At 72.7% G+C, this 25,796-nt stretch carries 23 protein-coding genes and 1 pseudogene; 15 read left to right on the forward strand and 9 right to left on the reverse strand.

All coding sequences use genetic code 11. From position 1 onward, the window contains the following. Nucleotides 1-30: 30 nt before the first annotated feature. Nucleotides 31-1,044: a non-homologous end-joining DNA ligase gene (ligD, locus tag ACWGIS_RS11150; RefSeq protein ID WP_453362117.1), complete on the forward strand. Its 1,014-nt coding sequence runs from the start codon at nt 31-33 to the stop codon at nt 1,042-1,044. 73 nt (nt 1,045-1,117) lie between these two features. On the opposite strand, the gene ACWGIS_RS11155 is transcribed toward ligD, so the two are convergent. Next, on the reverse strand, nt 1,118-2,008 hold the full coding sequence (locus tag ACWGIS_RS11155; protein ID WP_453362118.1) for a hypothetical protein: 891 nt from the start codon (nt 2,006-2,008) through the stop codon (nt 1,118-1,120). A gap of 171 nt (nt 2,009-2,179) precedes the next feature. Between ACWGIS_RS11155 and ACWGIS_RS11160 the strand changes: the two genes are divergently transcribed. Then, entirely contained in the window at nt 2,180-3,232 is a 1,053-nt protein-coding gene (locus ACWGIS_RS11160; protein ID WP_453362119.1) for a LacI family DNA-binding transcriptional regulator, read from the forward strand. 91 nt (nt 3,233-3,323) lie between these two features. Here the strand turns inward: ACWGIS_RS11160 and ACWGIS_RS11165 are convergent, their stop codons facing one another. Then, nucleotides 3,324-4,118 carry a VOC family protein gene (locus tag ACWGIS_RS11165; RefSeq protein WP_453362120.1) on the reverse strand — a complete coding sequence of 265 codons (795 nt, stop codon included), beginning with the start codon at nt 4,116-4,118 and terminating at the stop codon, nt 3,324-3,326. Nucleotides 4,119-4,402: 284 nt separating this feature from the next. Here ACWGIS_RS11165 and ACWGIS_RS11170 point away from each other — a divergent pair, with 284 nt between their 5' ends. After that, a complete protein-coding gene (locus tag ACWGIS_RS11170; protein WP_355787592.1) occupies nt 4,403-4,648 on the forward strand; it encodes a WhiB family transcriptional regulator in 246 nt (81 codons plus the stop codon). Nucleotides 4,649-4,745: 97 nt separating this feature from the next. Here the strand turns inward: ACWGIS_RS11170 and ACWGIS_RS11175 are convergent, their stop codons facing one another. The 3 genes from ACWGIS_RS11175 to ACWGIS_RS11185 form a co-directional block, all read right to left on the reverse strand. Then, nucleotides 4,746-5,723: an acyl-ACP desaturase gene (locus tag ACWGIS_RS11175; RefSeq protein WP_453362121.1), complete on the reverse strand. Its 978-nt coding sequence runs from the start codon at nt 5,721-5,723 to the stop codon at nt 4,746-4,748. A gap of 188 nt (nt 5,724-5,911) precedes the next feature. Then, nucleotides 5,912-6,688: a dimethylargininase gene (gene ddaH / locus ACWGIS_RS11180; RefSeq protein WP_453362122.1), complete on the reverse strand. Its 777-nt coding sequence runs from the start codon at nt 6,686-6,688 to the stop codon at nt 5,912-5,914. 183 nt (nt 6,689-6,871) lie between these two features. Next, on the reverse strand, nt 6,872-8,506 hold the full coding sequence (locus ACWGIS_RS11185) for an ABC-F family ATP-binding cassette domain-containing protein (RefSeq protein ID WP_453362123.1): 1,635 nt from the start codon (nt 8,504-8,506) through the stop codon (nt 6,872-6,874). A gap of 350 nt (nt 8,507-8,856) precedes the next feature. On the opposite strand from ACWGIS_RS11185, the gene ACWGIS_RS11190 reads away from it, so the two are divergent. Both ACWGIS_RS11190 and ACWGIS_RS11195 read left to right on the forward strand, forming a co-directional pair. Then, nucleotides 8,857-9,537 carry a GOLPH3/VPS74 family protein gene (locus ACWGIS_RS11190; protein ID WP_453362124.1) on the forward strand — a complete coding sequence of 227 codons (681 nt, stop codon included), beginning with the start codon at nt 8,857-8,859 and terminating at the stop codon, nt 9,535-9,537. A 316-nt stretch (nt 9,538-9,853) separates the two neighbouring features. After that, entirely contained in the window at nt 9,854-10,696 is an 843-nt protein-coding gene (locus ACWGIS_RS11195; RefSeq protein ID WP_453362125.1) for an isocitrate lyase/PEP mutase family protein, read from the forward strand. Between the two features lie 195 nt (nt 10,697-10,891). Here the strand turns inward: ACWGIS_RS11195 and ACWGIS_RS11200 are convergent, their stop codons facing one another. Beyond that, complete coding sequence (locus tag ACWGIS_RS11200; RefSeq protein ID WP_453362126.1) at nt 10,892-11,308, reverse strand: SsgA family sporulation/cell division regulator; 417 nt, start codon at nt 11,306-11,308, stop codon at nt 10,892-10,894. Nucleotides 11,309-11,573: 265 nt separating this feature from the next. Between ACWGIS_RS11200 and ACWGIS_RS11205 the strand changes: the two genes are divergently transcribed. From ACWGIS_RS11205 to mmpA, 4 genes are all read left to right on the forward strand, one after another. After that, nucleotides 11,574-12,680, forward strand: a complete 1,107-nt coding sequence (locus ACWGIS_RS11205; RefSeq protein WP_453362127.1) for a WD40/YVTN/BNR-like repeat-containing protein — start codon at nt 11,574-11,576, stop codon at nt 12,678-12,680. A 110-nt stretch (nt 12,681-12,790) separates the two neighbouring features. Then, nucleotides 12,791-13,114, forward strand: coding sequence for a plasmid stabilization protein (locus ACWGIS_RS11210; protein WP_453362128.1), 324 nt, complete (start codon nt 12,791-12,793; stop codon nt 13,112-13,114). Nucleotides 13,115-13,483: 369 nt separating this feature from the next. Next, nucleotides 13,484-14,173 carry an endonuclease V gene (locus tag ACWGIS_RS11215; protein WP_453362129.1) on the forward strand — a complete coding sequence of 230 codons (690 nt, stop codon included), beginning with the start codon at nt 13,484-13,486 and terminating at the stop codon, nt 14,171-14,173. A 381-nt stretch (nt 14,174-14,554) separates the two neighbouring features. Next, nucleotides 14,555-14,710, forward strand: a complete 156-nt coding sequence (mmpA, locus tag ACWGIS_RS11220; protein WP_453362130.1) for a morphogenic membrane protein MmpA — start codon at nt 14,555-14,557, stop codon at nt 14,708-14,710. A gap of 55 nt (nt 14,711-14,765) precedes the next feature. Here the strand turns inward: mmpA and ACWGIS_RS11225 are convergent, their stop codons facing one another. After that, nucleotides 14,766-15,944: a saccharopine dehydrogenase family protein gene (locus tag ACWGIS_RS11225; protein ID WP_453362131.1), complete on the reverse strand. Its 1,179-nt coding sequence runs from the start codon at nt 15,942-15,944 to the stop codon at nt 14,766-14,768. A 194-nt stretch (nt 15,945-16,138) separates the two neighbouring features. Here ACWGIS_RS11225 and ACWGIS_RS11230 point away from each other — a divergent pair, with 194 nt between their 5' ends. From ACWGIS_RS11230 to ACWGIS_RS11250, 5 genes are read left to right on the forward strand one after another with little or no spacing between them, the layout of a single operon-like run. Beyond that, nucleotides 16,139-17,335, forward strand: a complete 1,197-nt coding sequence (locus ACWGIS_RS11230) for a CaiB/BaiF CoA transferase family protein (RefSeq protein ID WP_453362132.1) — start codon at nt 16,139-16,141, stop codon at nt 17,333-17,335. Beyond that, on the forward strand, nt 17,335-18,348 hold the full coding sequence (locus ACWGIS_RS11235; protein WP_453362133.1) for an LLM class F420-dependent oxidoreductase: 1,014 nt from the start codon (nt 17,335-17,337) through the stop codon (nt 18,346-18,348). Before ACWGIS_RS11230 ends, ACWGIS_RS11235 begins: the two co-directional genes overlap by 1 nt. A gap of 12 nt (nt 18,349-18,360) precedes the next feature. Next, nucleotides 18,361-19,503 (forward strand): acyl-CoA dehydrogenase family protein, encoded by a 1,143-nt coding sequence (locus ACWGIS_RS11240; protein WP_453362134.1) that lies wholly within the window; start codon nt 18,361-18,363, stop codon nt 19,501-19,503. 29 nt (nt 19,504-19,532) lie between these two features. Continuing rightward, a complete protein-coding gene (locus ACWGIS_RS11245) occupies nt 19,533-20,747 on the forward strand; it encodes an acetyl-CoA C-acetyltransferase (protein WP_453362135.1) in 1,215 nt (404 codons plus the stop codon). 41 nt (nt 20,748-20,788) lie between these two features. Next, entirely contained in the window at nt 20,789-22,963 is a 2,175-nt protein-coding gene (locus tag ACWGIS_RS11250; protein ID WP_453362136.1) for a 3-hydroxyacyl-CoA dehydrogenase NAD-binding domain-containing protein, read from the forward strand. A 125-nt stretch (nt 22,964-23,088) separates the two neighbouring features. On the opposite strand, the gene ACWGIS_RS11255 is transcribed toward ACWGIS_RS11250, so the two are convergent. After that, nucleotides 23,089-23,256, reverse strand: coding sequence for a hypothetical protein (locus tag ACWGIS_RS11255; protein WP_453362137.1), 168 nt, complete (start codon nt 23,254-23,256; stop codon nt 23,089-23,091). A gap of 3 nt (nt 23,257-23,259) precedes the next feature. Next, nucleotides 23,260-24,001 (reverse strand): annotated as a pseudogene (locus ACWGIS_RS11260) (MerR family transcriptional regulator). A gap of 252 nt (nt 24,002-24,253) precedes the next feature. Here ACWGIS_RS11260 and ACWGIS_RS11265 point away from each other — a divergent pair. Next, complete coding sequence (locus ACWGIS_RS11265; protein WP_453362138.1) at nt 24,254-25,726, forward strand: amino acid permease; 1,473 nt, start codon at nt 24,254-24,256, stop codon at nt 25,724-25,726. Nucleotides 25,727-25,796: the final 70 nt, after the last annotated feature.

Below are 25,796 nucleotides of genomic sequence, written 5' to 3' on the forward strand. Positions count from 1 at the left end.
GGTATGTGCGGGACGCCTACCGTGGCTCGCATGGGCGATGCGGTGGAACTCGAGGCGGCGGGCAGGACGGTGCGGCTGTCCAGCCCGGACAAGATCTTCTTTCCGGAGCGCGGTTTCACGAAGCTGGACCTCGCCCGGTACTACCTCGCCGTGGGCGACGGCATCCTGCGCGCGCTGCGCGACCGCCCCACCACCCTGGAGCGCTACCCGGACGGGGTGACCGGCGAGTCGTTCTTCCAGAAGCGGGCGCCCAAGAACATGCCCGACTGGATCCCGACCGCCCACATCGCCTTCCCCAGCGGCCGTACCGCCGACGAGATGTGCCCCACCGAGGTCGGCGCCGTCCTGTGGGCCGCGCAGTTCGGCACGCTCACCTTCCATCCCTGGCCGGTGCGCGGCGGGGACGTCGACCATCCCGACGAACTCCGGCTCGACCTCGACCCGCAGCCCGGCACCGACTACGCCGACGCGGTGCGCGCCGCCCACGAACTGCGCGAGGTGCTCCACGAGTACGGCGGACTGCGGGGCTGGCCCAAGACGTCCGGCGGCCGGGGACTGCACGTCTTCGTGCCGATCGAGCCGCGCTGGACCTTCACCCAGGTGCGCCGGGCCGCCATCGCCGCCGGGCGCGAACTGGAACGCCGCATGCCCGAGCAGGTGACCACGGCCTGGTGGAAGGAGCAGCGCGGCGAGAAGATCTTCGTCGACTACAACCAGACCGCGCGGGACCGCACCATCGCCTCCGCCTACTCCGTGCGCCCCCGCCCGCACGCCCCCGTGTCCGCGCCGCTGCGCTGGGACGAGGTGGGCGTCGCCGTGCCCCGGGACTTCGACCTGGCGACCATGCCGGCGCGCTTCGCCGAACTGGGCGACGTGCACGCCGACATGGACGACCACGCCTTCTCGCTGGAGGCCCTGCTCGAACTCGCCAGCCGCGACGAACACGACCACGGCCTCGGCGACCTGCCGTACCCGCCGGAGTACCCGAAGATGCCGGGCGAACCGAAACGAGTCCAGCCGAGCCGCGCGAGGCGTACGTCCTGAGGCCCCGACAGGGCGGCGGAACGCCACGAGTGGAGGATGCCGTCACCTCTCGTCCGCCCGTACCGGACGGCTCTCACCTGACGCCGATGTCGAGCACCGCCCACTGCGTCCAGGGTTTCTGCTGAACGTACAGGCGCGGGCCGCGGCAGACCACGCGGCGCCTTCGGTGTCCGAGATCCGCACCGCCGGAACGGACCAGCCGGCCGTAGCCGACGGGCCGCACGGCGTCCGCGGAGAGACGGCAGTCCACGAGCACGTTCCAGTCGTCGCCGTACGGGCTGAAGAACACCACGCGGTCGCCTTCAACGATCACGCCCTTCGCGCCCTGCACCGGGTTCTCGCGTGCCCGTACGGCACCGTCCTCGCGGATCTCCAGCAACCGGAAACCCGGGTAGGGGCAGGCCCAGACGGTCCCGGCGGCCACGTTCAGCGCGTAGCAGTCGGAGATCGTGTCGAAGCCGGGAAGCGGCTGGTACGCCCACAGCGGCTCACCAGTGGCGCTCCAGCGGCGCAGCCCCGGCGCGCTCAGCGCGTCGCCGTACACGCCTTCGTCGAAATAACCCACCCAGACGTCACCGGCATGGTCTACCAGCAGATCCTCGATGCCGTCACCGACCCGGAACGTCCTGGACCGGCGGCCGCGGGAGTCGAGGACGCTCACTTGGGAGTCACCGCGACGCGAGCGGGGGGCGGCGAGGACGAAACCGCCGGCCGGGAGAGCGTCCAGTCTGCTGTAGGACGCGTGCACGCCGCTCAGTACGGTCTCGTGGACGGACCCGCCCTCGACGGTGACCACCACGGCGTCGTAGGGATCGCCGCGGTGTGGTTCCGGCCGGCGTTCCGTGAGCAGCCAGTGGGCGCGGCCACGGGCGTCGACCGTGCTGTGCACGACGTGCCGGCCGCCGTGGGACTCCGGTAGGCCGGCGTACGGAGTCAGCGGGGTCGGCGGCCGGTCACCCGGCACGGGATCTTCTCCACGTCATGGCGTGATCATCACCGGTGACGCGGCGCGCGGACAAGGGACTTACGGCGCCCGCGGCCGGCGGTGCCGTCCGGTCGCCGGGCGCGCAGGCGCCGTACGCCGTGTCGTCCCCGCGGCTATCCTGATCCGCAACCGCCGAGGAGGAGCCCTGAGGTGACCGAGCCGACGACAGAGTCGCGCCCCACGCTGGAGGCCGTGGCCGCGCGGGCCGGGGTCTCCCGGGCCACCGTGTCGCGTGTCGTCAACGGCGGGGACGGGGTGCGCGAACCGCTGGTCGAGCGGGTCCGACGGGCCGTCGAGGAACTCGGGTACGTGCCGAACCAGGCCGCCCGCAGTCTCGTCACCCGGCGCCACGACGCGGTGGCGGTGGTCATCGCGGAGCCGGAGACCCGGGTCTTCGCCGACCCCTTCTTCGGGCTCCAACTCCGGGGCATCAGCAAGGAACTGACGGCCCATGACATCCAGCTGGTACTGCTGCTGACCGAGGGCCGCGACGACCACGCCCGCGTCGGCCGGTACCTCGCCGGCGGCCATGTCGACGGCGCGCTCGTCTTCTCGCTGCACCTCGACGACCCGCTGCCCCAGCTGATCCTCGGCGCGGGCGTCCCGACCGTCTTCGGCGGCCGGCCCGGCTGGGGCGACGGAGCCCCCGGTTCCGCGTCCCCGGCGTACGTCGACAGCGACAACCGCGGCGGCGCCCGGGAGGCCGTGCGCCATCTGGTGGGGCTCAGGCGAACCCGGATCGCGCACATCACCGGGCCCCTCGACCAGACCTCGGCGGTGGACCGGCTCGACGGGTTCCGGGACGGGCGGGTCGACGCCGACCCGCGCCTGATCGCGGAGGGCGACTTCACCTCAGGGGGCGGTGAGCGGGCGATGCGGGAGCTCCTCGCGCGCTGTCCCGACGTGGACGCCGTGTTCGCCGCCAACGACCTGACGGCCTCGGGCGCGCTGCGGACCCTGCGCGAACACGGGCGCCGGGTGCCCGAGGACGTCGCCGTGATCGGCTTCGACGACATGCAGCCGGTCGCCGAGCAGACCGACCCGCCGCTCACGACGGTCCGTCAGGACATAGAGGAGATGGGCCGGTTGATGGCACGCATGCTGCTGCGGGACCTCGACCGCAGCGGCACCAGGGAGTCCCCGGCGGGTGAGCCGCCGGGCGTCGTCCTGCCGACCACGCTGGTGCGCCGGACCTCCGCCTGAGCCGCTGCGTCCAAGATCGGGCCGGGGTGGTGCGGTGCGGTGCGGCGCGGGCCGGTGCGGTGCGGGATGATCGGCCCGGCCCCGGCCCGTCTCAGCCCCGCTGCCGCGGCGCGCTCCTGATCACCGCGAAACGCGCCCCGTACGGGTCGGCGAGCTGGGCGACGCGGCCCACGCCCTCCAGGTCCGTGGCGGGCAGGAGCACCGTGCCGCCGAGCTCCTGGGCCCGCGCGAGCGTGGCGTCGGTGTCCGTGACCTCGAAGTACGGCAGCCAGTACGCGCCGCTCCCGGCCCCGGTGGGGTCGCCGGACGGCGGGACGAGCCCGCCGAACATGTCCTCGGCCTCGGTGCCCGCCGGGCTGACGCAGGTGTACATGCCGCCGGGGAAGGGCATCGCCGAGGTCTCCCAGCCGAACACGGCGTGGTAGAACGCGGCGGCCGCCGGGACGTCCGGGGTGTGGAGCTCGATCCAGCGCAGGGAGCCGGGGTCGCCCGCCACGTCCAGTCCCTTGATCCGGCCCGGCTGCCAGATGCCGAAGGACACGCCCGCCTTGTCCGCGAGGACGGCCATGCGACCCTCGTCCATCACGTCCATGGGCGGCATGAGGACGGTGCCCCCGGCCCGCTCGACCGCCTGGGCGGTGCCCTGCGCGTCGGGGCTCCGGAAGTACACCGACCAGGACGGCGGGCCCTGCTCCGGGGTGGTCTGCATACCGCCGGCGGCGGTCCTCCCGCCGAGGTGGAAGAAGCCGTAGCCGCCGGACTCGGAGCCCGCCGACCGGAACTCCCAGCCGAAGAGGCTTCCGTAGAAGGACGTGGCGCCGTCGATGTCGGGCGTGCCGACGTCGACCCAGTTCGGAGCGCCGTCGACGAAACGGGTGGTGAGCATGGTGTGCCCTCCTCCGGTGAGGGGTCCCGTTGCCTGCACTGCCGAGTCTGGCACCGCCCGTCGGCGACCGCCGCCGGGCGTGCGGCCCCCGGTGTCCGTCCGTACCCCCGCGACGGAGGGGCCGGGCCGGGGCGGACGCTGTCCCGCAATCCGTTCGCGCGTCCGCGCGCCGCCGTGCGCCGGCCGGTCGGGCGGGGCCATAGTCAGGGGTCCGCCGGAGGGCCGGACCGAGTCGTTGATCCGGCGTTGATCGAACGTTTTTCGCCGCGCGGCACGATCTCGCCATGCACATCGACACGATCATCGAGCCCGACCTGGCGTGGCGGGAGCAGGCGCTCTGCGCGCAGACCGGGGCCGACTTCTTCTTTCCCGAGCCGGGCAGCTCGGTGCGCGAGGCGAAGCGCATCTGCGGCATGTGCGAGATGCGCACCGCGTGCCTGGAGTACGCGCTGAACAACGACGAGCGCTTCGGCGTCTGGGGCGGCCTCTCCGAGAAGGAACGGCTCGGCCTGCGGCGGGCCCAGGAGTGACCGCGGCCCCGAGGCGGGCGGGCACACGCGTACGGCCGGTCCCGGGGGGAACCGGCCGTATGCGTCGGACGGGGGTGCTGCCGCCGGGGCGGGCGGGTCAGCCGGCCGCGCGGGCCGCCATCCGCGCCTTGCGGGCGGCGAGCTTCTCGTCGAACTTCGAGGCCTCGGAGTCCAGGCCGCGCATGTAGAGACCCAGCTCCTCCTGCGCGCGCACACCCTCCGGGCCGAGACCGTCGATCTCCAGGACCCTGAGGTGGCGCAGCACCGGCTGGAGCACGTCGTCGTGGTGGATGCGCATGTTGTAGACCTCGCCGATCGCCATCTGCGCGGCGGCGCGCTCGAAGCCGGGCATGCCGTGACCGGGCATCCGGAAGTTCACGACGACGTCGCGGACGGCCTGCATGGTCAGGTCGGGGGCCAGCTCGAAGGCGGCCTTCAGCAGGTTCCGGTAGAACACCATGTGCAGGTTCTCGTCGGTCGCGATGCGCGACAGCATGCGGTCGCAGACCGGGTCGCCCGACTGGTGGCCGGTGTTGCGGTGCGAGATGCGGGTGGCCAGCTCCTGGAAGGCGACGTACGCCACGGAGTGCAGCATCGAGTGGCGGTTGTCCGACTCGAAGCCCTCGCTCATGTGCGCCATGCGGAACGCCTCGAGCTTGTCGGGGTCGACCGCGCGCGAGGCGAGCAGGTAGTCACGCATCACGATGCCGTGGCGGCCCTCCTCGGCCGTCCAGCGGTGCACCCAGGTGCCCCAGGCGCCGTCCCGGCCGAACAGGGAGGCGATCTCGTGGTGGTAGCTGGGCAGGTTGTCCTCGGTCAGCAGGTTCACGACGAGCGCGATCCGGCCGATCTCGGTGACCTTGGACTGCTCCTTGTCCCAGGCCTCGCCGTCCTCGAACAGGCCGGGGAAGTTGCGGCCGTCGCTCCACGGCACGTACTCGTGCGGCATCCAGTCCTTCGCCACCTTGAGGTGGCGGTTGAGTTCCGTTTCGACCACTTCCTCCAGGGCGTACAGCAGTCGAGCGTCGGTCCAGACGTTGGACGGGCTGCCGAGCTGGGGAGTGGTGGTCGTCACAGAAGCTCCAGGGGGACGTGCGAGCGGAGAGCGGAGTTAACCTACGGCATCGTAGGCTACGTACCCGTAGGTTACGAGACCGTAGGTTAAGAACGCCGTAAAGAACGCTGATCAGCGGGTTCCCGCCATCGCGCCGCACATGCGCGGACACGCAGGCCAAAGCGCCGAACGAGGGATGCCGGGCAGGTTCAGACGTACAGCTCTCGCAGCCGTACCGAGAGGCAGGTCACACAGCCTTCCAGCTTCTCGAACTCGCTGATGTCCACCAGCACCGGCTCATGCCCGAGGTCCGCGAGCAGCTCGGCGGTCTTCGGGGCGCTCGCCGCCATCAGCAGCTTTCCGCCGCCGAGCAGGACGACGTGCGCGCCGGACTCCTCGGGCACCGGCAGGAAGCGCGGGAACAGCGACGGCGTGTCCACCAGCGGGATGTGCCCGAGAACGGTGCCGTCGGGCAGCGCGGTGACCGCCGACTTCAGATGCAGCACCCTGCTCACGGGCACGGCGACGACCCGCGCCCCGAGCGGCTCGAAGGCCGCGCGGAGCTGCTGCACCCCGGCCGCGTTGGTCCGCCCGCCGCGCCCCACGTACAGCGTGTCGCCGATCTTGAGGACGTCCCCGCCGTCGAGGGTGCCCGGATCCCAGATCCAGTTCACCGAGCAGCCGAGGCGGGCCACGGCCTCCTCGACGCCGGCGGTCTCGCCGCGCCGGGACTCGGCCCCCGGACGCGCGATCAGCGCGACGTTGCGGAAGACGACCACCGTGTCCTCGACGAACACCGAGTCCGGGAAGTCGTCGGCGGGGTCCACCTCGACCGTCTCCCAGCCGTGCGTGCGCAGCGCCTCGGTGTACGCCTCCCACTGCTCGCCCGCGAGGTCGACGTCGACCTCCGCGCGGTCGAGGTGCGTCACCAGGCCCTCCGCGAGGCGGGGGCCGGGGCGGCGGACGAGGGCCTTCTTGCTGGGCACGTACAGGTCTCCGAATCGGCAGGGGTCTGGCGCCATCATGCAGGGTGACCCGCGCGCACGAAAGCCCCCCGCGGCCGGACGGCGGCGGGGGAGTCGCGGTGGGGACGCCGCGGCGCCCTCACCGGCGTGGCGCCCTCACCGGCGTGGCGCCTCACCGGCGCGGCGCCCCCACCGCGCGGCGGCTCAGGCCGGAGGCGCGACCGCCTCCGCCGTCGTCTCGGTCAGCTCGCCCCCTTCCAGCAGCAGCCAGCGCGTGATGCCCACCGACTCCAGGAACGGCACGTCGTGCGCGGCCACGATCAGCGCCCCCTCGTACGACTCCAGGGCCGCGGTGAGCTGCCGGACGCTCGCCATGTCGAGGTTGTTCGTCGGCTCGTCGAGCATCAGGAGCTGGGGCGCGGGCTCCGCCAGCATCAGCGCGGCCAGCGTGGCCCGGAACCGTTCGCCGCCCGACAGGGTCGCCGCCCGCTGGTCGGCCCGCGCGCCCCGGAACAGGAAGCGGGCCAGCCGCGCCCGGATGTGGTTGTTCGTGGCGCCCGGCGCGAACCGGGCCACGTTCTCGGCGACCGTCAGCTCCTCGTCGAGGACGTCGAGCCGCTGCGGCAGGAACCGCGTCGGCACCTCGGCCCGCGCCTCGCCGGACACCGGCGCCAGCTCCCCGGCGATCGTCCGCAGCAGCGTGGTCTTGCCCGCGCCGTTGCGCCCGATCAGCGCGACCCGCTCGGGCCCGCGCAGCTCGAAGCCGCCTTCGACCCGGGCGCCGTACCGCAGCTCCAGGTCCCGCAGGGTGAGCACGGTGCGGCCCGGCGGCACGGCCGTGTGCGGCAGGTCGACGCGGATCTCGTCGTCGTCCCGTACGGCGGAGGCCGCCTCGTCGAAACGCTCCCGGGCCTCCGCGAGCCGCTCCTCGTGCAGAATCCGGTGCTTGCCCGCGCTCTCCTGCGCCGCGCGTCGGCGCGCCCCCATGACGATCTTCGGCTCGCGTTTCTGCTCGTACATCTTCTGCCCGTAGCGCCTGCGGCGGGCCAACTTGACCTGTGCGTCGGACAGTTCGCGCTTCTGCCTGCGCAGATCGGACTCGGCGACGCGCATCATGCGTTCCGCCGCCTCCTGTTCGGCGGCGAGCGCCTCCTCGTACGCCGTGAAGTTGCCGCCGTACCAGGTGACCTCCCCGGAGTGCAGTTCCGCGATCTGGTCGACGAGGTCCAGCAGTTCACGGTCGTGGCTCACCACCACCATCACCCCGGACCACGCCTCGACGGCCGCGTACAGCCGGCGGCGCGCGTACAGGTCGAGGTTGTTCGTCGGTTCGTCGAGCAGCAGGACGTCCGGGCGCCGCAGCAGCAGCGCCGCCAGCCGCAGCAGCACCGACTCGCCGCCGGAGAGTTCGCCGACGGTGCGGTCGAGACCGATGCGGCCCAGACCGAGTTCGCCGAGGACCGCCTCCGCGCGTTCCTCGACGTCCCAGTCGTCGCCGACGGCCGCGAAGTGCTCCTCGGCCGCGTCGCCCGCCTCGATCGCGTGCAGGGCGGCGCGGGCCGCCGAGACACCGAGCGCCTCGTCGACCCGCAGGGCGGTGTCGAGCGTGACGTTCTGCGGCAGGTACCCGACCTCGCCCGTGACGCGCACCGTGCCGTCGCCCGGGGCGAGTTCGCCGGCGAGGAGCTTCAGCAGCGTCGACTTGCCGGCGCCGTTGGCACCGACGAGACCGGTTCTTCCGGGGCCGAAGGAGACCTGGAGGTCCTGGAGGACGGGGGTGCCGTCCGGCCAGGCGAAGGACAGGGAGGTACAGCTGACGGACGTGGGGAAGGTGGACATGACGCCTCGCGGTTGCCTGGTGTGGTCGGGGGAACGCGTTCGGGACACCGCGAGGTGACGACAGTCCGGGAGGGGCGGTGGAGAAGGGGCCCGTGCCGGGAGGACGGCTCATACGCCGAGGTCGCACGCTGCGCACACCGGTGCCGGACGGGCCGGGCGTGTGTGACGCGGTGTCTCAGGACCTCAGACGAGCAACGTCCTTCTCCAATCGGCGGCAACAGGACCTCTCCACCGTAGGAAGGGGCCCCGGGGCTGTCAACGCGATTAAGAGGGGCGGGGGCGAGCCGGCGCGCCGCCCGGTCCCTACCGCCTACGGTGGGCTCCGCCCCCGACCACGTGAAGGAGACTCCGTGCCCGACGGCTCGCTCTCGCTGCCCGCCCGGCTCTACCTGCTGGCCTGGGACACCACGAAACTCAAGGTCAGCGGCGCGACCCACCTCCACCACCTGGTCCGCGCCGGCGCCCTCACCGAGCTGGCCCAGCGCGGGCTGCTCGCCGACGTGGACGGCATCGCCACCCCGGCCGACGCGGACGGCCGCACCGGCGATCTCGTCCTCGACGGACTGCTGGAACTCGTGGAGGAGTCCCGCCCCCGGAAGTGGAAGACCTGGGTGACGCTGCGGGCCCGGGTCACCCTCGACGCCCTGCGCGCGCAGCTCGCCGCCGACGGTTATCTGGTGGCGCGCAAGAAGCGGGTGCTGGGGATCTTCCCCTCCGTGGAGTACGAGTTGGCGCGGGTGCCGGTCGTGTCGGCGCTGCGCGAGGAGGCGCGGCAGGTGCTGCAGGGGCCGGGGCCCGTCGCCGAGGTCTCCGACCGGGACGCGGCCCTCGTCGCGCTGGCCGCCGCGGCGGAACTGCGCCCGTTCGTGTCGGCCCGGGACCGCAAGCAGTACAGGGCGCGCATCGAGGAACTCACCGAGCGCAGCGGCGCGGCGGCCCCCGCGTTGAAGAAGGTCATCCAGGAGGTGCGCACGGCGATGATCGTCGCCGTGACGGCCGCCTCGACCGCCGGGGCGAACACGGGAAGCTGAGCGAAGGACCCGGCTGGGGAGAGGCGGGAGCCCGAAAGGTCGAAAGCCGAAGGGCGTCCCGAGCAGGCCCGCCGCTGGTGGCCGGCTCCCGGCCAGGGCCGTGCCGCCGGTCGGTGCGGGGAGGCCGACCGGCCTCGTCGTCAACGCAGTTGTAGCGCTCGCAGTCGTGTCAACAAGGCTGCCGATCTCCTCCCGTCCGCCCGGCGGCTGCCGCGTCCAACGGCGCCCGGCGGCCTCCGCCCGCGGCGGTGCCGCCGCACGCACATGTCGCATTCTCGCCAGCCACGCCCGACTCCCCGGTGGTTGGCTCCTGTCCATGACGCATGACGACACCTCCGCCCTGCACGCCTCCGCCGCCGCCTTCCGCGCCCTGCACGTCCCGGGCCGCCCGCTCGTGCTCCCCAACGCCTGGGACACGGTGAGCGCCCTGCTCGTCGAGGAGGCGGGCGCCGCCGCGCTGGCCACCACCAGCGCCGGGATCGCCTGGGAGCTGGGCACGGCCGACGGGAACCGCCTCGACCGCGGGCAGGCCCTCGCCGCCGTCGAGCGGATCGCCGCCCGGGTACGGATCCCGGTCACGGCGGACATCGAGAGCGGCTACGCGGACGACGCCGAGGGCGTCGAGGAGACCGTCCGGGCGGTACTGGCCGCCGGAGCGGTGGGCGTGAACATCGAGGACGCGCTGCACGACGGCGAAGGCCGGCTGCGCCCGGCGGACGAGCAGGCCAAGCGCATCGCCGCGGCCCGCGCAGCGGCGGACGAGGCGGGCGTGCCGCTCTTCGTCAACGCGCGCACCGACACCTTCCTGAGCGGCGGCGGAAGCGTCGGGGAGACCCTTGAGCGGGCGGCCGCCTACGTCGCCGCCGGAGCGGACGGGGTCTTCGTCCCCGGTGCCGCGGACCCGGCGGTCGTGAAGGCGCTCGCCGAGGGGATCGACGCCCCGCTGAACGTGATGGTCGGCCCCTGGATGCCGGCCGGCGTCGCCGAACTGGCCGCGCTGGGTGTCGCCCGGGTCAGCGCGGGGGCGGCCCTCGCGCAGGCGGCGCACGCCCTGGTCCGTCGTGCGGTTCGGGAGCTGCTGGGCACGGGAACCTACGAGGCGCTGGCGGACGGCCTCGACCACGGAGAGCTCAACCGCCTGATCGGCGGCGCCCGTTAGGGCCGCTCCGCGGTCACCGTCGCGGCGGTACGCGGCTGGCGCGCGAGGTCGGCGCACGTACGCGTCGGCTCCGCGGAATCAGCACGCGTCCCGCATCGGCTGCGTGAGGTCAGCACGCGTCCCGGGCCGGGTCGGGTCGGATCGGCACCGCAGGCTCAGCACGCGTCCCGGATCGGATCGGATTGATCCGCGACGTCAGCACGCGTCCCGGATCAGCTCCGCGAGGTCGTGGTCCAGATCCAGCTGGAGGTGTTCCAGGCCGAAGGGCACCAGCTCCGTCGTACGCTCCAGGAAGCCGCGCACCTCGCCCGAGCGGACGTGCACCACGGCGGTGCCCTCGGGGGCGTGGAACTCCAGGACGGTGCGGTCGTATCCGTACGGCCGCACGCGTACGTCGCCGTCGCCCTCGGGGCCTTCGAGCCCGTCCACCAGCAGCTCCCGGGCGAAGGTCCAGCAGACCTCGACGCCTTCGAGCGTGGCCGGGGCCGGGAACGTCATGCGGACGGCGAACGGGTCGCGCCGGTCGTAGTGGAGCGTTGCGGGAATGCTCGGCATCCGCGGCGCGGCGGCGACGAGGCGGGCCTCTACGGGCTGCTCGATGACGATGGACAACGCCTTGCTCCCTTGTGACGGCTGGACGGACTCCGGACGGACGAGATCTGCTACTTGAGGAGACGATGGAATGAGCCAATCCGTGCACCTGAAAGTCGAGTGACCTCTGTCACCGGGTTCATTCGGAGTGACGATCGTTCCGTTTGGTGATCCATTTCTCATCCGGTCGTCCCCGGACATCCGGGAGGACACCGGCCCGTGGTCCCCGGGTTCCCTCCGGAGGCCATCTGGACGGCACCGGGACAGTGGGCTAGCTTCGCCCGCCATGAGGGGCTTGGGGAAGACGAGACGTACGAGCCGGACGGTCACCGTGGGACTCTGCGCGGCGGCACTCGCCGCCGTGCTGACGGCACCCGCGCAGGCCGAACAGGCACGGAGCGGAACGCAAGGGCGCGGGGCCGGACCGCACTGGGACCTCAAGGACAGCGGCACGGACGTACGGTTCCGCGGGCTGTCCGCCGTCAGCAGGGACACCGCCTGGGTGGCCGGTTCCAAGGGCACCGTGCTGCGCACCACCGACGGCGGCACGCACTGGCGGAACGTCTCGCCACCGGGCGCCGCCGACCTCGAACTCCGCGACGTCGAGGCGTTCGACGGGCGCCGTGCCGTCGTCCTGGCGATCGGCGAGGGGGAGGCCTCCCGCGTGCTGCGCACCGACGACGGGGGCGCGACCTGGACCGAGTCCTTCCGCAACACCGACGCCAAGGCGTTCTACGACTGCGTCACGTTCTTCGACCACCGCCACGGGCTGGCGATGAGCGACCCGGTGGACGGCAGGTTCCGCATCCTGTCGACCGACGACGGCGGCCGCTCCTGGAAGGTGCTGCCCAGTGCCGGGATGCCCGCGGCGCTGGAGGGCGAGGCCGGCTTCGCGGCGAGCGGCCAGTGCCTGGTGACCTCGGGGCCCCGTGACGTGTGGCTCGCCACCGGCGGTGCCGCACGCGCGCGTGTGCTGCACTCCGCGGACCGGGGGCTGACCTGGACGGCCGCCGACTCCCCGATCCCGGCGGGCGACCCCGCCCGCGGTGTCTTCGCCCTCGCCTTCCGCGACCGGGCCCACGGCCTCGCCGTCGGCGGCGACTACCGCGCCGACCGGCCGTCGCCGCAGGCCGCCGCGGTCACCCGCGACGGGGGACGCGACTGGACGCCCGCCGCCCGGCCTCCGGCCGCCTACCGCTCCGGCGTCACCTGGCTCCCGCACAGCCGCTCCCGCGCGCTCGCGGTCGGCCCCACGGGCACCGACCTGACCACGGACGGCGGCCGCACCTGGCGCACGGTGGGCACCGGCTCGTACGACACCGTGGACTGCGCGCCGGACCGGGGCTGCTGGGCATCGGGCGAGAAGGGCCGGGTGGCACGGCTGGAACGCTGACGCCCGCTCGCCGTGCGGCGGGCGAGGGGCCGTGTTTGCGTGGGGACTCGGGGTACCCGCCCGGACGAAGAGGGCGGTACCCGTCCCACGACGAAAGGAAGTGAGCCGTCATGCCCCGAGGCTCGAGTCCCAAGCGGGAACGCCAGTACGAGCACATCAAGGAGAGCGCGCAGGACCGCGGGGAGAGCAAGGACCGTGCCGAGGAGATCGCGGCGCGCACCGTGAACAAGGAGCGCGCCCGCGCCGGCGAGTCCAAGACCGCGAGCCGCACGTCCACGAAGGACATGTCGTCCAGCAAGCGCGGCGGCCAGCGTTCGCACCAGGGGTCCCAGGGCCCGACGTACGACCAGCTGTACGAGGAGGCCAAGCGGCGCAACATCCACGGCCGCTCGGACATGAACAAGCAGCAGCTGCAGCGCGCGCTCGACAAGTAACGGACCCCTTCGACCGGGCCGCACCGCCGCCCGGTCCGCGCGGGCACGGTCCCCCGCGACGGCGAGGAGGATGCCGCCGTCGCGGGGGACTTCCGTCTGCCGGCGGGTGGTGACTGGCGCCGACGGAGGCGTCGGAAAGTGGCGGGGAGCCTGCTGTGCCGAACGGCCCGACGGCGACGGGCGGCCGACGGTGCCATACAGGCACGCAAGCCCGACCCACGCCGGCTGCCGGACACCGCTGGCCCAACTCCCGCACGCCGAATGTCAGTTGACGGCGGCACTCAGACATCCGGACGGCCCCGCCGGGTGCCCGCCCCCCCCCGTCCGGCGGGGAGGCGACGCGGCCGGACCCGTACGCTCGTCACCACCATGACGACCGTACCCATCCCGGCGGGCTGGCCCGCCACCGAAGAGCAGGCGCGCGCCACGCAGGACGAGTTGCGGGCGCGAGTGGTGCGCGACGAGCCCGGACCGCCGCCCGGCAGCGGCCACGTCACCGGGGTCGACGTCGCGTACGACGACGAGCGGGACGTCGTCGTGGCCGCCGCCGTCGTACTGGACGCGGCGACCCTCGACGTGGTCGCCGAGGCCACCGCCGTCGGCCGGGTCTCCTTCCCGTACGTGCCCGGGCTGCTCGCCTTCCGTGAGATTCCCACCGTCATGGCGGCGCTGGACGCCCTGCCCCTCGCTCCCGGGCTCGTCGTCTGCGACGGTTACGGACTGGCCCACCCGCGCCGTTTCGGCCTCGCCAGCCACCTCGGCGTCCTCACCGGGCTGCCCACGATCGGCGTCGCCAAGAACCCGTTCACCTTCACGTACGAGGAGCCGGGCGCCCGGCGCGGCAGCGCGTCCCCGCTGCTCGCGGACGAGGAGGAGGTCGGCCGGGCGCTGCGCACCCGGGACGCCACGAAGCCGGTGTTCGTCTCCGTGGGCCACCGGGTCGACCTCGACACCGCGTGCGCGCACACGCTCGCGCTCACGCCGCGGTACCGGCTCCCGGAGTCCACGCGCCGAGCGGACGCCCTGTGCCGGCGCGCCCTGAAGGAAGCGAGGGACTGAGCGGAGTGAAGTGGGCGTCACCGAGCCCCAGTTACCGCAGCGGCACCTACGCCCTTGCGCACTGCTGCGGCACCTACGCTCCTGAGCACCGCAGCAACTCCCTTGCTCCCGAGTACGGCAGTGGACCCTCACCTCCGAGTGCCGCAGCAATTCCCCTGCCCTCAGGTGCCGCAGCAGCCCCTCGCCCTCAAGTGCGGCAGTGGACCCTCACCTCCGAGTGCCGCAGCGACTCCCTTGCTCCTGAGCGCCGCGGCGGCACCTTCATCCCCGAGTACCGCACCAGCATCCCCGCCGCCCCTGAGTACCGCGAGCCCTCGCCCGCCCCGAACTGAGTACGCGTACGGATGCCGTCACCCCGGTCGCGTCGGCAGGGTGGGCCGTATGACGACGCAGCGGTCCCACAGAGCACCCGCCCCGCCCGTGCACCCCGTCCGCCCCACGGAACGCGCGGTGACGGCCGCCCTCGTGCTCGCCGTGATCGCGGCGCTGGGCTGGACCGCCGGGATGGTCTACACGGTCCTGGGCTGGCCGCTGTAGACGGGGCCGACGCGCGGCTCCCGCGGGGAAGCCGCGCGGGAGCCCGCCCGTCCGGTCACCGGGTGGCGGCGACCCGGAAGACGATCCCGGCCCGGCGGAGGCGCTCCGTCAGGGCGTCGCCCATGGCCTGCACCGTCGTGACCTGCCCGGCGGTGGCGGGGAGTTCGTCGAACGCGAGCGACAGCGCCCCCTCGGCGAGGATCTTCGCGGTCTCGCCATAGCCCGGGTCGCCGCCCGCGACCTCCGTGTAGACGCGGCGCCCGCCGCCCTCGCCGACGAACCGCACCGAGAACCAGCTTTTCGCCCGCTTCTCCTCGCTGGGCCCCTCCCCGGGCTTCACCCGGCCGGACAGCCAGCGCCGGGCGGGCGGCACCTGGGCCGCCGCGAAGAGGGCGCCCACCGCGGCGACCCCGCCCAGGGCGACCGGCAGGTGCTCGACGGCCGCGTAGTGCCGGTAGCGGAAGTCGGGACCGTACCGTTCGACGGCCCGCGCGGAGCGCTGCACCACCTGGGGGTCGATCGTGGGCAGCGGCAGCGCCCACGCGCCGACCTCCTTCGCGAACCGCGGGGCGCTCGGCGGGGCGTACGCCCGCCGGCCCACCAGACGCGGTTCGTGCCGCCTGCGGTCCCGCGCCGCGGCCAGGATGTGCCGGCCGCGCGCGAACTGGTTGAGCGCCGAGGCGAACGTGCCGCCGGAGAACATCCCCTGCACGCGGACGTACCCGTCCACGGTCAGCGGCACCCCCTCGGGCAGCTGCCGCACCGTGAAGTACGCGCCGAGGTCGTGCGGGACCGAGTCGAAACCGCAGGCGTGCACCAGCCGCGCCCCGGTCTCCCGCGCGCGTGCGTCGTGCCGGACGTACATCAGGTCCACGAACTCCGGCTCACCGGTGAGGTCCACGTAGTCGGTGCCCGCGTCCGCGCAGGCGGCGACCAGTTCCTCGCCGTAGGTCAGATAGGGCCCCACGGTGGTGGCGACCACACGTGCGCTGCGGGCGAGCTCGCGCAGCGAGGAAGGGTCGGACACGTCGGCCCGGAGCACCCCGACCTCCGAGGCGGCGGCGAGGCCCTTCCGCAGCCGTTCGAGCTTCTCCGTGCTGCGCCCGGCGATCGCCCAGCGCAGCCCCTCGGGCGCGTGCGCCGCGAGGTACTCCGCGGTGAGCGCGCCGACGAAGCCGGTGGCCCCGAAGAGCACGATGTCGTACGCCCGCTCCGCCCTGTCCTGCATGGTCATGACACCTCTCAGCAGTTCGTCCCGCGCCTTTGCCGGTGGCTGAGGCTAGCGTGAGGTGCGGCGGACCGAACGGCGAGGGGCCGAGACGGCCGGAAATTGACTAAGCGCTTGCTCGTCAGGGTCTTGTCCGGAGTGGAACACGTTCTTTAACATCGCTGATGTCACATCAGTGGTGTCACAGTGCTGGGGGCCCGATGGCAGCGGCAGGGACGGCAGGGCACGGTCCGCTCGCCGGGGTGCGGGTCGTGGAGCTGGCGGGCATCGGGCCCGGCCCGTTCGCCGCCATGCTCCTGGCGGACCTCGGCGCGGACGTCGTGCGCGTGGACCGGCCGGGCGGCGCTGGTCTCGGGATCGACCCGGCGTACGACGTCACCAACCGGAACAAGCGGTCGGTGGTGGTCGACCTCAAGGCGGCGGACGGAGCGGAGCGCGTCCTCGACCTGGCGGAGCGCGCGGACGTCCTCGTCGAGGGCTACCGCCCCGGCGTCGCGGAGCGCCTCGGCGTCGGCCCCGAGCCGTGCCACGCGCGCAACCCGGCGCTCGTCTACGGGCGCATGACCGGCTGGGGCCAGGACGGACCGCTCGCCCCGCGCGCCGGCCACGACATCGCCTACATCGCCCTGACCGGCACCCTCGGCATGATCGGCGACCCGCAGAGCCCGCCGCCGGCCCCCGCGAACCTCCTCGGCGACTACGCGGGCGGCTCCCTGTACCTCGTGGTCGGCGTCCTCGCCGCGCTCCACCACGCCCGCGCGACCGGCGCCGGACAGGTCGTGGACGCGGCCATCGTCGACGGCACCGCGCACCTCTCCGCGATGATCCACGGCATGCTGGCCGCCGGCGGCTGGCAGGACCGGCGCGGGGCCAACCTGCTCGACGGCGGCGCCCCCTTCTACGGGACCTACGAGACGGCCGACGGCACGTACATGGCGGTGGGCGCCCTGGAGCAGCGTTTCCACGACGAGTTCACCGAGCTGCTCGGCCTCCCGGACGACGCCCCGGCCCGCCAGGACATGGCCCGCTGGGGCGAACTGCGCGAGAGTGTGGCGGCCCGCTTCCGGACCCGTACCAGGGACGAGTGGACGGCCGTCTTCGAGAACTCCGACGCGTGCGTGGCACCGGTCCTCTCGCTGCGCGAGGCCCCGGCCCACCCGCACCTCGCCGCCCGCGGCACCTTCACCGACCACGGCGGCATCACCCAGCCCGCCCCCGCGCCCCGCTTCTCCGCCACCCCCACCTCCGTCCGCCGCGGCCCCGCCCTCCCGGGCGCCGACACCGCGGACGTGGCCCGCGACTGGGACCTGCCCCGCCTCGCGGAGCCCGGCGGCACCCGGCACAGCGACCCGAAGGACGGCGACATGCACGACAGCGACACCGAGGACGGCGACTGATGGAGCTCTCCCTCCCGCTCGACTACGCGGGCGACCCCCGGCAGGCCGCCGACGAGGTGGCCGCCCTGGAGTCCGCCGGTCTTGACGCCGTCTGGGTGGCCGAGGCCTACGGCTTCGACTCGCCCACGATCATGGGCTACCTGGCCGCCCGCACCGAGCGCCTGAAGATCGGCGCCGCGATCCTGAACGTCTACTCCCGCACCCCCGCCCTCATCGCCCAGACGGCCGCCGGACTCGACGCCGTCTCCGGCGGCCGCGCCCTCATCGGCCTCGGCGCCTCCGGCCCCCAGGTCGTGGAGGGCTGGCACGGCAGGGCGTACGACAAACCGCTGGGCCGCACCCGCGAGGCCGTCGAGCTGACCCGCCGCATCCTGCGCCGTGAGGTCATCGACCACCACGGCATCACCGACATGCCGCTACCCGGCGGCCTCGGCAAACCGCTGAAGATCCTCACCCGGCCGGTGCGCCCCGAAGTGCCCCTATACATCGCCTCGCTCGGCCCCGCCAACGTGCGTCTGACCGCCGAGATCGCCGACGGCTGGCTGCCGACCCTCTTCATCCCGGAGAAGGCGCACCAGGTGTGGGGCGCCGCGCTCGCGGAGGGCGCGGCCCGCCGGGACCCGGCCCTCGGCCCGCTCCGGACGGTCGCCGGCGGGGTGCTCGCCATCGGCGAGGACGCGTCGGCCCTGCGCGACCTCGCCCGCCCGAGGATCGCGCTCTACGTGGGCGGCATGGGCGCGCCCGGCAAGAACTTCTACAACGACCTCGCCGTGGCCTACGGCTACGAGAGGGAGGCCGCGCTCATCCAGGAGCTGTACCTCTCCGGGAAGAAGCGGGAGGCCGAGGCGGCCGTGCCCGACGAGTTCTGCGAGCTGATGTCGCTCTGCGGACCCGAGAGCTACGTGCGTGAGCGCGTCGAGGCCTTCCGCGAGGCGGGCGTCACGATGCTGAACGTCACGCCCGTCGGCGAGGATCCGGCGAAGTTGGTCGAGACCGTCAAGAACTGGCTCTAGGGGGCCCCGGCAATGAAACGGCAGATCTTCTCCGCCGAGCACGACGCGTTCCGCGAGACCGTCCGCACCTTCCTGGCCAAGGAGGTGCTGCCCCACTACGAGCAGTGGGAGAAGGACGGCATCGTCGCGCGCGACGCCTGGCGGGCCGCCGGGAAGCAGGGCCTGCTCGGGCTCGCCGTGCCCGAGGAGTACGGGGGCGGGGGCAACACCGACTTCCGCTACAGCGCCGTACTCGCCGAGGAGTTCACGCGCGCCGGGGTCTCCGGACTCGCCCTCGGCCTGCACAACGACATCATCGGGCCCTATCTGACGGGCCTGGCCACCGAGGAGCAGAAGCGGCGCTGGCTGCCTGGGTTCTGCGACGGCTCGCTGATCACGGCGATCGCCATGACGGAACCGGGCGCGGGCTCCGACCTCCAGGGCATCAGGACGCACGCCGAGGACCGGGGCGACCACTGGCTGCTCAACGGCTCCAAGACCTTCATCTCCAACGGCATCCTCGCCGACCTGGTGATCGTGGTGGCGCGGTCGACTCCCGAGGGCGGCGCCAAGGGACTGTCGCTGCTGGTCGTCGAGCGCGGCGCCGAGGGCTTCGAGCGCGGCCGCAACCTGGACAAGATCGGCCAGAAGTCGCAGGACACCGCCGAGTTGTTCTTCCACGACGTCCGCGTGCCGAAGGAGAACCTCCTCGGCGACCTGAACGGCGCCTTCCTGCACCTGATGACGAACCTGGCGCAGGAGCGCATGGGCATCGCCGTCGCCGGGATCGCCGCGGCCGAGCACCTGCTGGAGATCACCACCGCGTACGTCAAGGAGCGCGAGGCCTTCGGGCGGCCGCTCTCCAAGCTCCAGCACATCCGCTTCGAGATAGCCGAGATGGCGACCGAGTGCGCCGTCACCCGCACCTTCCTCGACCGCTGCATCGTCGACCACGCCAACGGCGAACTCGACGCGGTGCACGCCTCGATGGCCAAGTGGTGGGCCACCGAGCTGCAGAAGCGGGTCGCCGACCGCTGCCTGCAACTGCACGGCGGCTACGGCTACATGACGGAGTACCGCGTCGCCAGGGCCTTCACCGACGGACGCATCCAGACCATCTACGGCGGGACCACCGAGATCATGAAGGAGATCATCGGCCGTTCCCTGCTCGGCTAACCCTCCTGCCCTTCCCGAAAGGCCTCATCGTGAGCACCGAAGCGTACGTGTACGACGCGATCCGCACCCCGCGCGGCCGCGGCAAGGCGAACGGCGCCCTGCACGGCACCAAGCCCATCGACCTGGTCGTCGGACTCATCCACGAGATCCGCGACCGCTTCCCGGGCCTCGACCCGGCCGCGATCGACGACATCGTGCTCGGTGTCGTCGGCCCGGTCGGCGACCAGGGCTCCGACATCGCGCGCATCGCCGCGATCGCCGCGGGACTGCCCGACACCGTCGCCGGCGTCCAGGAGAACCGCTTCTGTGCCTCGGGCCTGGAGGCCGTCAACCTGGCGGCGATGAAGGTCCGTTCGGGCTGGGAGGACCTGGTCCTCGCGGGCGGCGTCGAGTCGATGTCGCGGGTGCCGATGGCCTCGGACGGCGGCGCCTGGTTCGCCGACCCGATGACCAACCTGAACACCAACTTCGTGCCGCAGGGCATCGGCGCCGACCTCATCGCCACCATCGAGGGCTTCACGCGCCGCGACGTCGACGAGTACGCGGCGCTCTCCCAGGAGCGCGCCGCCGCGGCCTGGAAGGACGGCCGCTTCGAGCGGTCCGTCGTGCCGGTCAGGGACCGCAGCGGCCTGGTCGTCCTCGACCACGACGAACACCTGCGCCCCGGCACCACCGCCGACTCGCTCGGCCGGCTCAAGCCCTCCTTCGCCGACATCGGCGAGCTGGGCGGCTTCGACGCCGTGGCCCTGCAGAAGTACCACTGGGTCGAGGAGATCGACCACGTGCACCACGCGGGCAACTCGTCCGGCATCGTCGACGGCGCCTCCCTCGTCGCCGTCGGGTCCCGCGAGGTCGGCGAGCGCCACGGCCTGACCCCGCGCGCCCGGATCGTCTCCGCCGCCGTCTCCGGCTCCGAGCCCACCATCATGCTCACCGGCCCCGCGCCCGCCACCCGCAAGGCGCTCGCCAAGGCCGGACTGACCATCGACGACATCGACCTGGTCGAGATCAACGAGGCGTTCGCGGCGGTCGTGCTGCGGTTCGTGAAGGACATGGGCCTGTCCCTCGACAAGGTCAACGTCAACGGCGGCGCCATCGCCCTGGGCCACCCGCTCGGCGCCACCGGCGCGATGATCCTCGGCACCCTCGTCGACGAACTGGAGCGCCAGGACAAGCGCTACGGCCTCGCCACGCTGTGCGTCGGCGGCGGCATGGGCATCGCCACGATCATCGAGCGCCTGTAACTCCCCAGCGGCTTACGAGACCTACACGGAGAGACCTCCTCATGACCGAGAGCACCACCATCCGCTGGGAACAGGACGAGACCGGCGTCGTCACCCTCGTCCTCGACGACCCGAACCAGTCCGCCAACACGATGAACCAGGCCTTCCGGGACTCCATCGCGGCGATCGCCGAGCGCGCCGAGTCCGAGAAGGACTCCATCCGCGGCATCATCTACACCTCCGCCAAGAAGACCTTCTTCGCGGGCGGCGACCTCAAGGACATGATGCGGGTCGGCCCCGAGGACGCCCGGCACGCGTTCGAGGCCGGTACGGCGATCAAGTCCTCGCTGCGCCGCATCGAGACCCTCGGCAAGCCGGTCGTCGCCGCCCTCAACGGCGCGGCCCTCGGCGGCGGTTACGAGATCGCCCTCGCCTCCCACCACCGCGTCGCCCTGGACGCCCCCGGATCCAAGATCGGCCTGCCCGAGGTCACCCTCGGCCTGCTGCCCGCGGGCGGCGGCGTCACCCGCACGGTACGCCTCATGGGCATCGCCGACGCGCTGCTGAAGGTGCTGCTCCAGGGCACCCAGTACTCGCCGCAGCGCGCCCTGGACAACGGCCTGGTGCATGAACTGGCCGCCACGCCCGAGGAGATGCTCGCCAAGGCGCGCGCCTTCATCGACGCGAACCCCGAGTCCCAGCAGCCCTGGGACAAGCCGGGATACAAGATCCCCGGCGGTACGCCGTCGAACCCCAGGTTCGCCGCCAACCTGCCCGCCTTCCCGGCCAGCCTGCGGAAGCAGCTGAACGGCGCCCCCTACCCGGCGCCGCGCAACATCCTCGCCGCCGCCGTCGAGGGCTCGCAGGTCGACTTCGAGACCGCGCTGACCATCGAGGCCCGGTACTTCACCGAGCTGGTCACCGGGCAGACCGCCAAGAACATGATCCAGGCGTTCTTCTTCGACCTCCAGGCGGTCAACTCCGGCGCCAACCGCCCGGACGGCATCGAGCCGCGCCCGGTGCGCAGGGTCGCCGTCCTCGGCGCCGGCATGATGGGCGCGGGCATCGCCTACTCGTGCGCCCGCGCCGGCATCGACGTCGTCCTGAAGGACGTCTCCGCCGAGGCCGCGGCCAAGGGGAAGAACTACTCCGAGAAGCTCTGCGCCAAGGCCGTCTCCCGGGGCCGTACGACCCAGGAGAAGGCGGACGCGCTGCTGGCCCGCATCACCCCCACCGCCGACCCGCAGGACCTGGCCGGCTGTGACGCCGTGATCGAGGCCGTCTTCGAGGACACCTCGCTCAAGCACAAGGTGTTCCAGGAGATCCAGCACATCGTCGAGCCCGACGCGCTGCTGTGCTCCAACACCTCGACGCTGCCCATCACCGCCCTCGCCGAGGGGGTGGAGCGCCAGGACGACTTCATCGGGCTGCACTTCTTCTCGCCCGTCGACAAGATGCCGCTGGTGGAGATCATCAAGGGCGAGCGGACCGGCGACGAGGCGCTGGCCAGGGCGTTCGACCTGGTCCGCCAGATCAACAAGACCCCGATCGTGGTGAACGACTCCCGGGGCTTCTTCACCTCTCGCGTCATCGGCCACTTCATCAACGAGGGCGTCGCCATGGTCGGCGAGGGCATCGAGCCCGCGTCCGTCGAGCAGGCCGCGGCACAGGCCGGCTACCCGGCCAAGGTCCTCTCGCTCATGGACGAGCTGACCCTCACCCTGCCGCGCAAGATCCGTGCGGAGTCCCGGCGCGCCGTCGAGGAGGCGGGCGGCACCTGGGCGACCCACCCGGCCGAGGCGGTCATCGACCGGATGGTCGACGAGTTCGGGCGTACCGGGCGCAGCGGGGGAGCGGGCTTCTACGAGTACGGGGAGGACGGCAGGCGCGGGAAGCTCTGGCCCGGACTGCGCGAGCACTTCACGAAGCCGGGCCACCGCATCCCCTTCGAGGACATGCAGGAGCGGATGCTCTTCTCGGAGGCGCTGGACACGGTCCGGCTCCTCGAAGAGGGCGTCCTGACGTCCGTGGCCGACGCCAACATCGGCTCGATCCTCGGCATCGGCTTCCCCGGCTGGACGGGCGGCGTGCTCCAGTACATCAACGGGTACGAGGGCGGCCCCGCCGGCTTCGTCACGCGCGCGCGTGAGCTGGCCGAGCGCTACGGCGAGCGGTTCACGCCCCCGGCGCTGCTCGTGGAGAAGGCGGAGAAGGGCGAGAGGTTCAGCGACAAGTAGGCACAGGACAGGGCGACAGGCGTAGGTGACCGTCCGTCATGAGGGATGTGCGGTAAACACTCTGACGGACGGTCACCAGTGCGTATGCGCGGCAGCACCGCACGCCCGAGCCGTGCCGCCACACCTCAAGGCCCCGGACCGCGGCGGATCGTGAACGCCGTGCCGCGCACCTGAAGCCTCCGGGCCGGGCGGATCGTGAACGCCGTGCCGCGCACCTGAAGCCTCCGGGCCGGGCGGATCGTGAACGCCGTGCCGCCGACGCCGGCGGCACGGGCGGCCTGCCGGGAGGCCACGGCTCAGGACTCCTTCAGCCATTCGCGCAGCTCCTCCTTGAGGGAGCGCTGGAAGGTGGTCAGCAGCGCCTGCACCACGAGCGGCTGCATGTGCGCGGACAGGGACTTCACCGCGGCGACGGACTCGCTCTCGCCCACCGCCTCCCGCAGCAGCGTGGACAGCTCGTGCGCCGCCGCCCGCGAGTGCTCCAGCAGGACGGTGCGCGCCGCGAGGACCGCCTCGTGCGCGATCGGCAGGCCGAGGAGCTGCACGCCGAGCCGGAGCAGACCGGCGTCCACGCCGAAGCCGCCGGGGGTGCGCACGATCAGGCCCATCGCGGTGAGCCGGTCCAGTTCCTCCTCGTCCAGCGGCCGGCCCGCCCGCCGCTCCAGCTCCTCCCGCGACACCTCCTGCGCCGTGTCCGGCGCCCACGAGGCGACCACCGCGCGGTGGACGGCGAGGTCCTCGACGCTCAGGTCCGGGGGCAGCTGCCCGAGGTAGCGCTCGATCGCGGCCAGCGTCATGCCCTGGCGCTGGAGCTCCTCGATGAGCGCGAGCCGGCCGAGGTGCAGGGGGCCGTAGTGGCCGACCCGCCGGGGGCCGATCACGGGCGGCGGCAGCAAGCCCTTGCTGCTGTAGAAGCGCACCGTGCGGACCGTGACGCCCGCCCGCGCGGCCAGTTCGTCGACCGTGAGCGTCGGCTCCTCGGTGTCCGTCGTCATGGCAGCCCCTCGCCTGTCCGGGTGATGCGGTGGTCCGGTGCAACAGTATTGCTGTCTCACCGGTGCTGTGAAAGCGCGCGCCGGGTCCCACCGGCGGCGTCCGCCCCTGTGGGGGACGCGTGAAGTCCTTGATCGACGTGTGAGGCGTGCCGCCGTGTGACGTGAAGCACCGCATGCGGGGTGATCTCCGGGGCAGGTGCCGCCTTGGTCTGTGCCCCGGGACGGAGAGCGCGGGCCGGACACATCGGACACCCGCGTACGCCGTACGCCGGGGCACCAGAGAGTTGATCCACCCGTGAGCAAGGAAGCCGTAGACACAGCCGGAGACGCGTCGCGCGCCGAGGGCCACCCCCTCCCCGCGGACGCGGGAGACGCCGGCTACAGCAAGGACCTCAAGGCCCGCCACGTCAACATGATCGCGATCGGCGGCGCGATCGGCACCGGGCTCTTCCTCGGGGCCGGCGGCCGGCTCCACGACGCGGGGCCCGCGCTGGCCCTGGCCTACCTCGTCTGCGGCGTCTTCGCCTTCTTCGTCGTGCGCGCCCTGGGCGAGCTGGTCCTCTACCGGCCCTCCTCCGGGTCCTTCGTGTCGTACGCGCGTGAGTTCCTCGGTGAGAAGGGCGCGTACGTCGCCGGCTGGATGTACTTCCTCAACTGGTCCACGACCGGGATCGCCGACATCACGGCGATCGCGCTCTACACGCACTACTGGAGCCTGTTCACGGACATCCCGCAGTGGGTGCTCGCCCTGGTCGCGCTCGCCGTGGTCCTGGCCGTGAACCTGATCTCGGTCAAGATCTTCGGCGAGCTGGAGTTCTGGTTCGCGATCGTCAAGGTCGCCACACTCGTCGCGTTCATGCTCATCGGAATCTTCCTGCTGGCCACCCGCCACGAGGTGGGCGGGAGCACTCCGGGCGTGGGTGTCATCACGGACCACGGCGGCTTCCTGCCGCACGGGGTCATGCCGGTCGTCCTGGTGATGCAGGGCGTGATCTTCGCGTACGCCGCGCTGGAGCTGGTCGGCGTCGCCGCGGGCGAGACCGCCGAGCCGGAGAAGGTCGTCCCCCGCGCGGTGAACTCCATCATGTGGCGGGTCGCCGTCTTCTACGTCGGCTCGGTCGTCCTGCTCGCCCTGCTGCTGCCCGGCTCGGTCTACTCGGCCGGCGAGAGCCCCTTCGTCACGGTGCTGTCCAGGATCGGCGTGCCCGCCGCCGGTGACGTCATGAACCTGGTGGTCCTCACCGCGGCCATGTCGTCCCTGAACTCCGGCCTGTACTCCACCGGACGCATCCTGCGCTCCATGGCCATGGCCGGCTCCGCGCCGCGGTTCACCGCCCGCATGAACCGCAGCCAGGTGCCGTACGGCGGCATCCTGCTGACCTGCGCGGTGTGCGTGCTCGGTGTCGTCCTGAACTACCTGGTGCCGAGCCAGGCCTTCGAGATCGTCCTCAACGTGGCGTCCCTCGGCATCATCAGCACCTGGGTGATCATCATGATCTGCCATCTGGTGTTCGTCCGCCGGGCCAGGGAGGGCCTGCTGACGCGGCCGTCCTTCCGGCTCCCCGGCAGCCCGGTCACCGAGATCGTGACGATCGCCTTCCTCGTCGCCGTGCTCGGCCTGATGGGCAGCGACCCGGAGGTCGGCCGCAAGACGCTGCTCCTCGTCCCGCTGGTCGCGGTGCTGCTGGTCGGCGGCTGGTTCGCGGTCCGGCGCCGTGTCTCGCAGTCCGCGGACCGGGAACTGACCGGGCTGACCGACCGGCGGTGACCGGCGGGGGAGCGCCGACCGGCAACGGTGACTTCCGGTCAACTATGGCGCGGACGCGCGTACGTTGTGC

This window comes from Streptomyces sp. NPDC054842, from assembly GCF_053611025.1.

What these genes read in the sequence shown, in the direction of transcription:
- ligD (WP_453362117.1), top strand. Translation starts at nt 31, where the DNA reads ATGGGCGATGCGGTGGAACTCGAGGCGGCGGGCAGGACGGTGCGGCTG.
- ACWGIS_RS11165 (WP_453362120.1), bottom strand. Translation starts at nt 4,118, where the DNA reads ATGCTCACCACCCGTTTCGTCGACGGCGCTCCGAACTGGGTCGACGTC.
- ACWGIS_RS11170 (WP_355787592.1), top strand. Translation starts at nt 4,403, where the DNA reads ATGCACATCGACACGATCATCGAGCCCGACCTGGCGTGGCGGGAGCAG.
- ACWGIS_RS11185 (WP_453362123.1), bottom strand. Translation starts at nt 8,506, where the DNA reads ATGTCCACCTTCCCCACGTCCGTCAGCTGTACCTCCCTGTCCTTCGCC.
- ACWGIS_RS11195 (WP_453362125.1), top strand. Translation starts at nt 9,854, where the DNA reads ATGACGCATGACGACACCTCCGCCCTGCACGCCTCCGCCGCCGCCTTC.
- ACWGIS_RS11205 (WP_453362127.1), top strand. Translation starts at nt 11,574, where the DNA reads ATGAGGGGCTTGGGGAAGACGAGACGTACGAGCCGGACGGTCACCGTG.
- ACWGIS_RS11210 (WP_453362128.1), top strand. Translation starts at nt 12,791, where the DNA reads ATGCCCCGAGGCTCGAGTCCCAAGCGGGAACGCCAGTACGAGCACATC.
- ACWGIS_RS11215 (WP_453362129.1), top strand. Translation starts at nt 13,484, where the DNA reads ATGACGACCGTACCCATCCCGGCGGGCTGGCCCGCCACCGAAGAGCAG.
- mmpA (WP_453362130.1), top strand. Translation starts at nt 14,555, where the DNA reads ATGACGACGCAGCGGTCCCACAGAGCACCCGCCCCGCCCGTGCACCCC.
- ACWGIS_RS11225 (WP_453362131.1), bottom strand. Translation starts at nt 15,944, where the DNA reads ATGACCATGCAGGACAGGGCGGAGCGGGCGTACGACATCGTGCTCTTC.
- ACWGIS_RS11230 (WP_453362132.1), top strand. Translation starts at nt 16,139, where the DNA reads ATGGCAGCGGCAGGGACGGCAGGGCACGGTCCGCTCGCCGGGGTGCGG.
- ACWGIS_RS11235 (WP_453362133.1), top strand. Translation starts at nt 17,335, where the DNA reads ATGGAGCTCTCCCTCCCGCTCGACTACGCGGGCGACCCCCGGCAGGCC.
- ACWGIS_RS11240 (WP_453362134.1), top strand. Translation starts at nt 18,361, where the DNA reads ATGAAACGGCAGATCTTCTCCGCCGAGCACGACGCGTTCCGCGAGACC.
- ACWGIS_RS11250 (WP_453362136.1), top strand. Translation starts at nt 20,789, where the DNA reads ATGACCGAGAGCACCACCATCCGCTGGGAACAGGACGAGACCGGCGTC.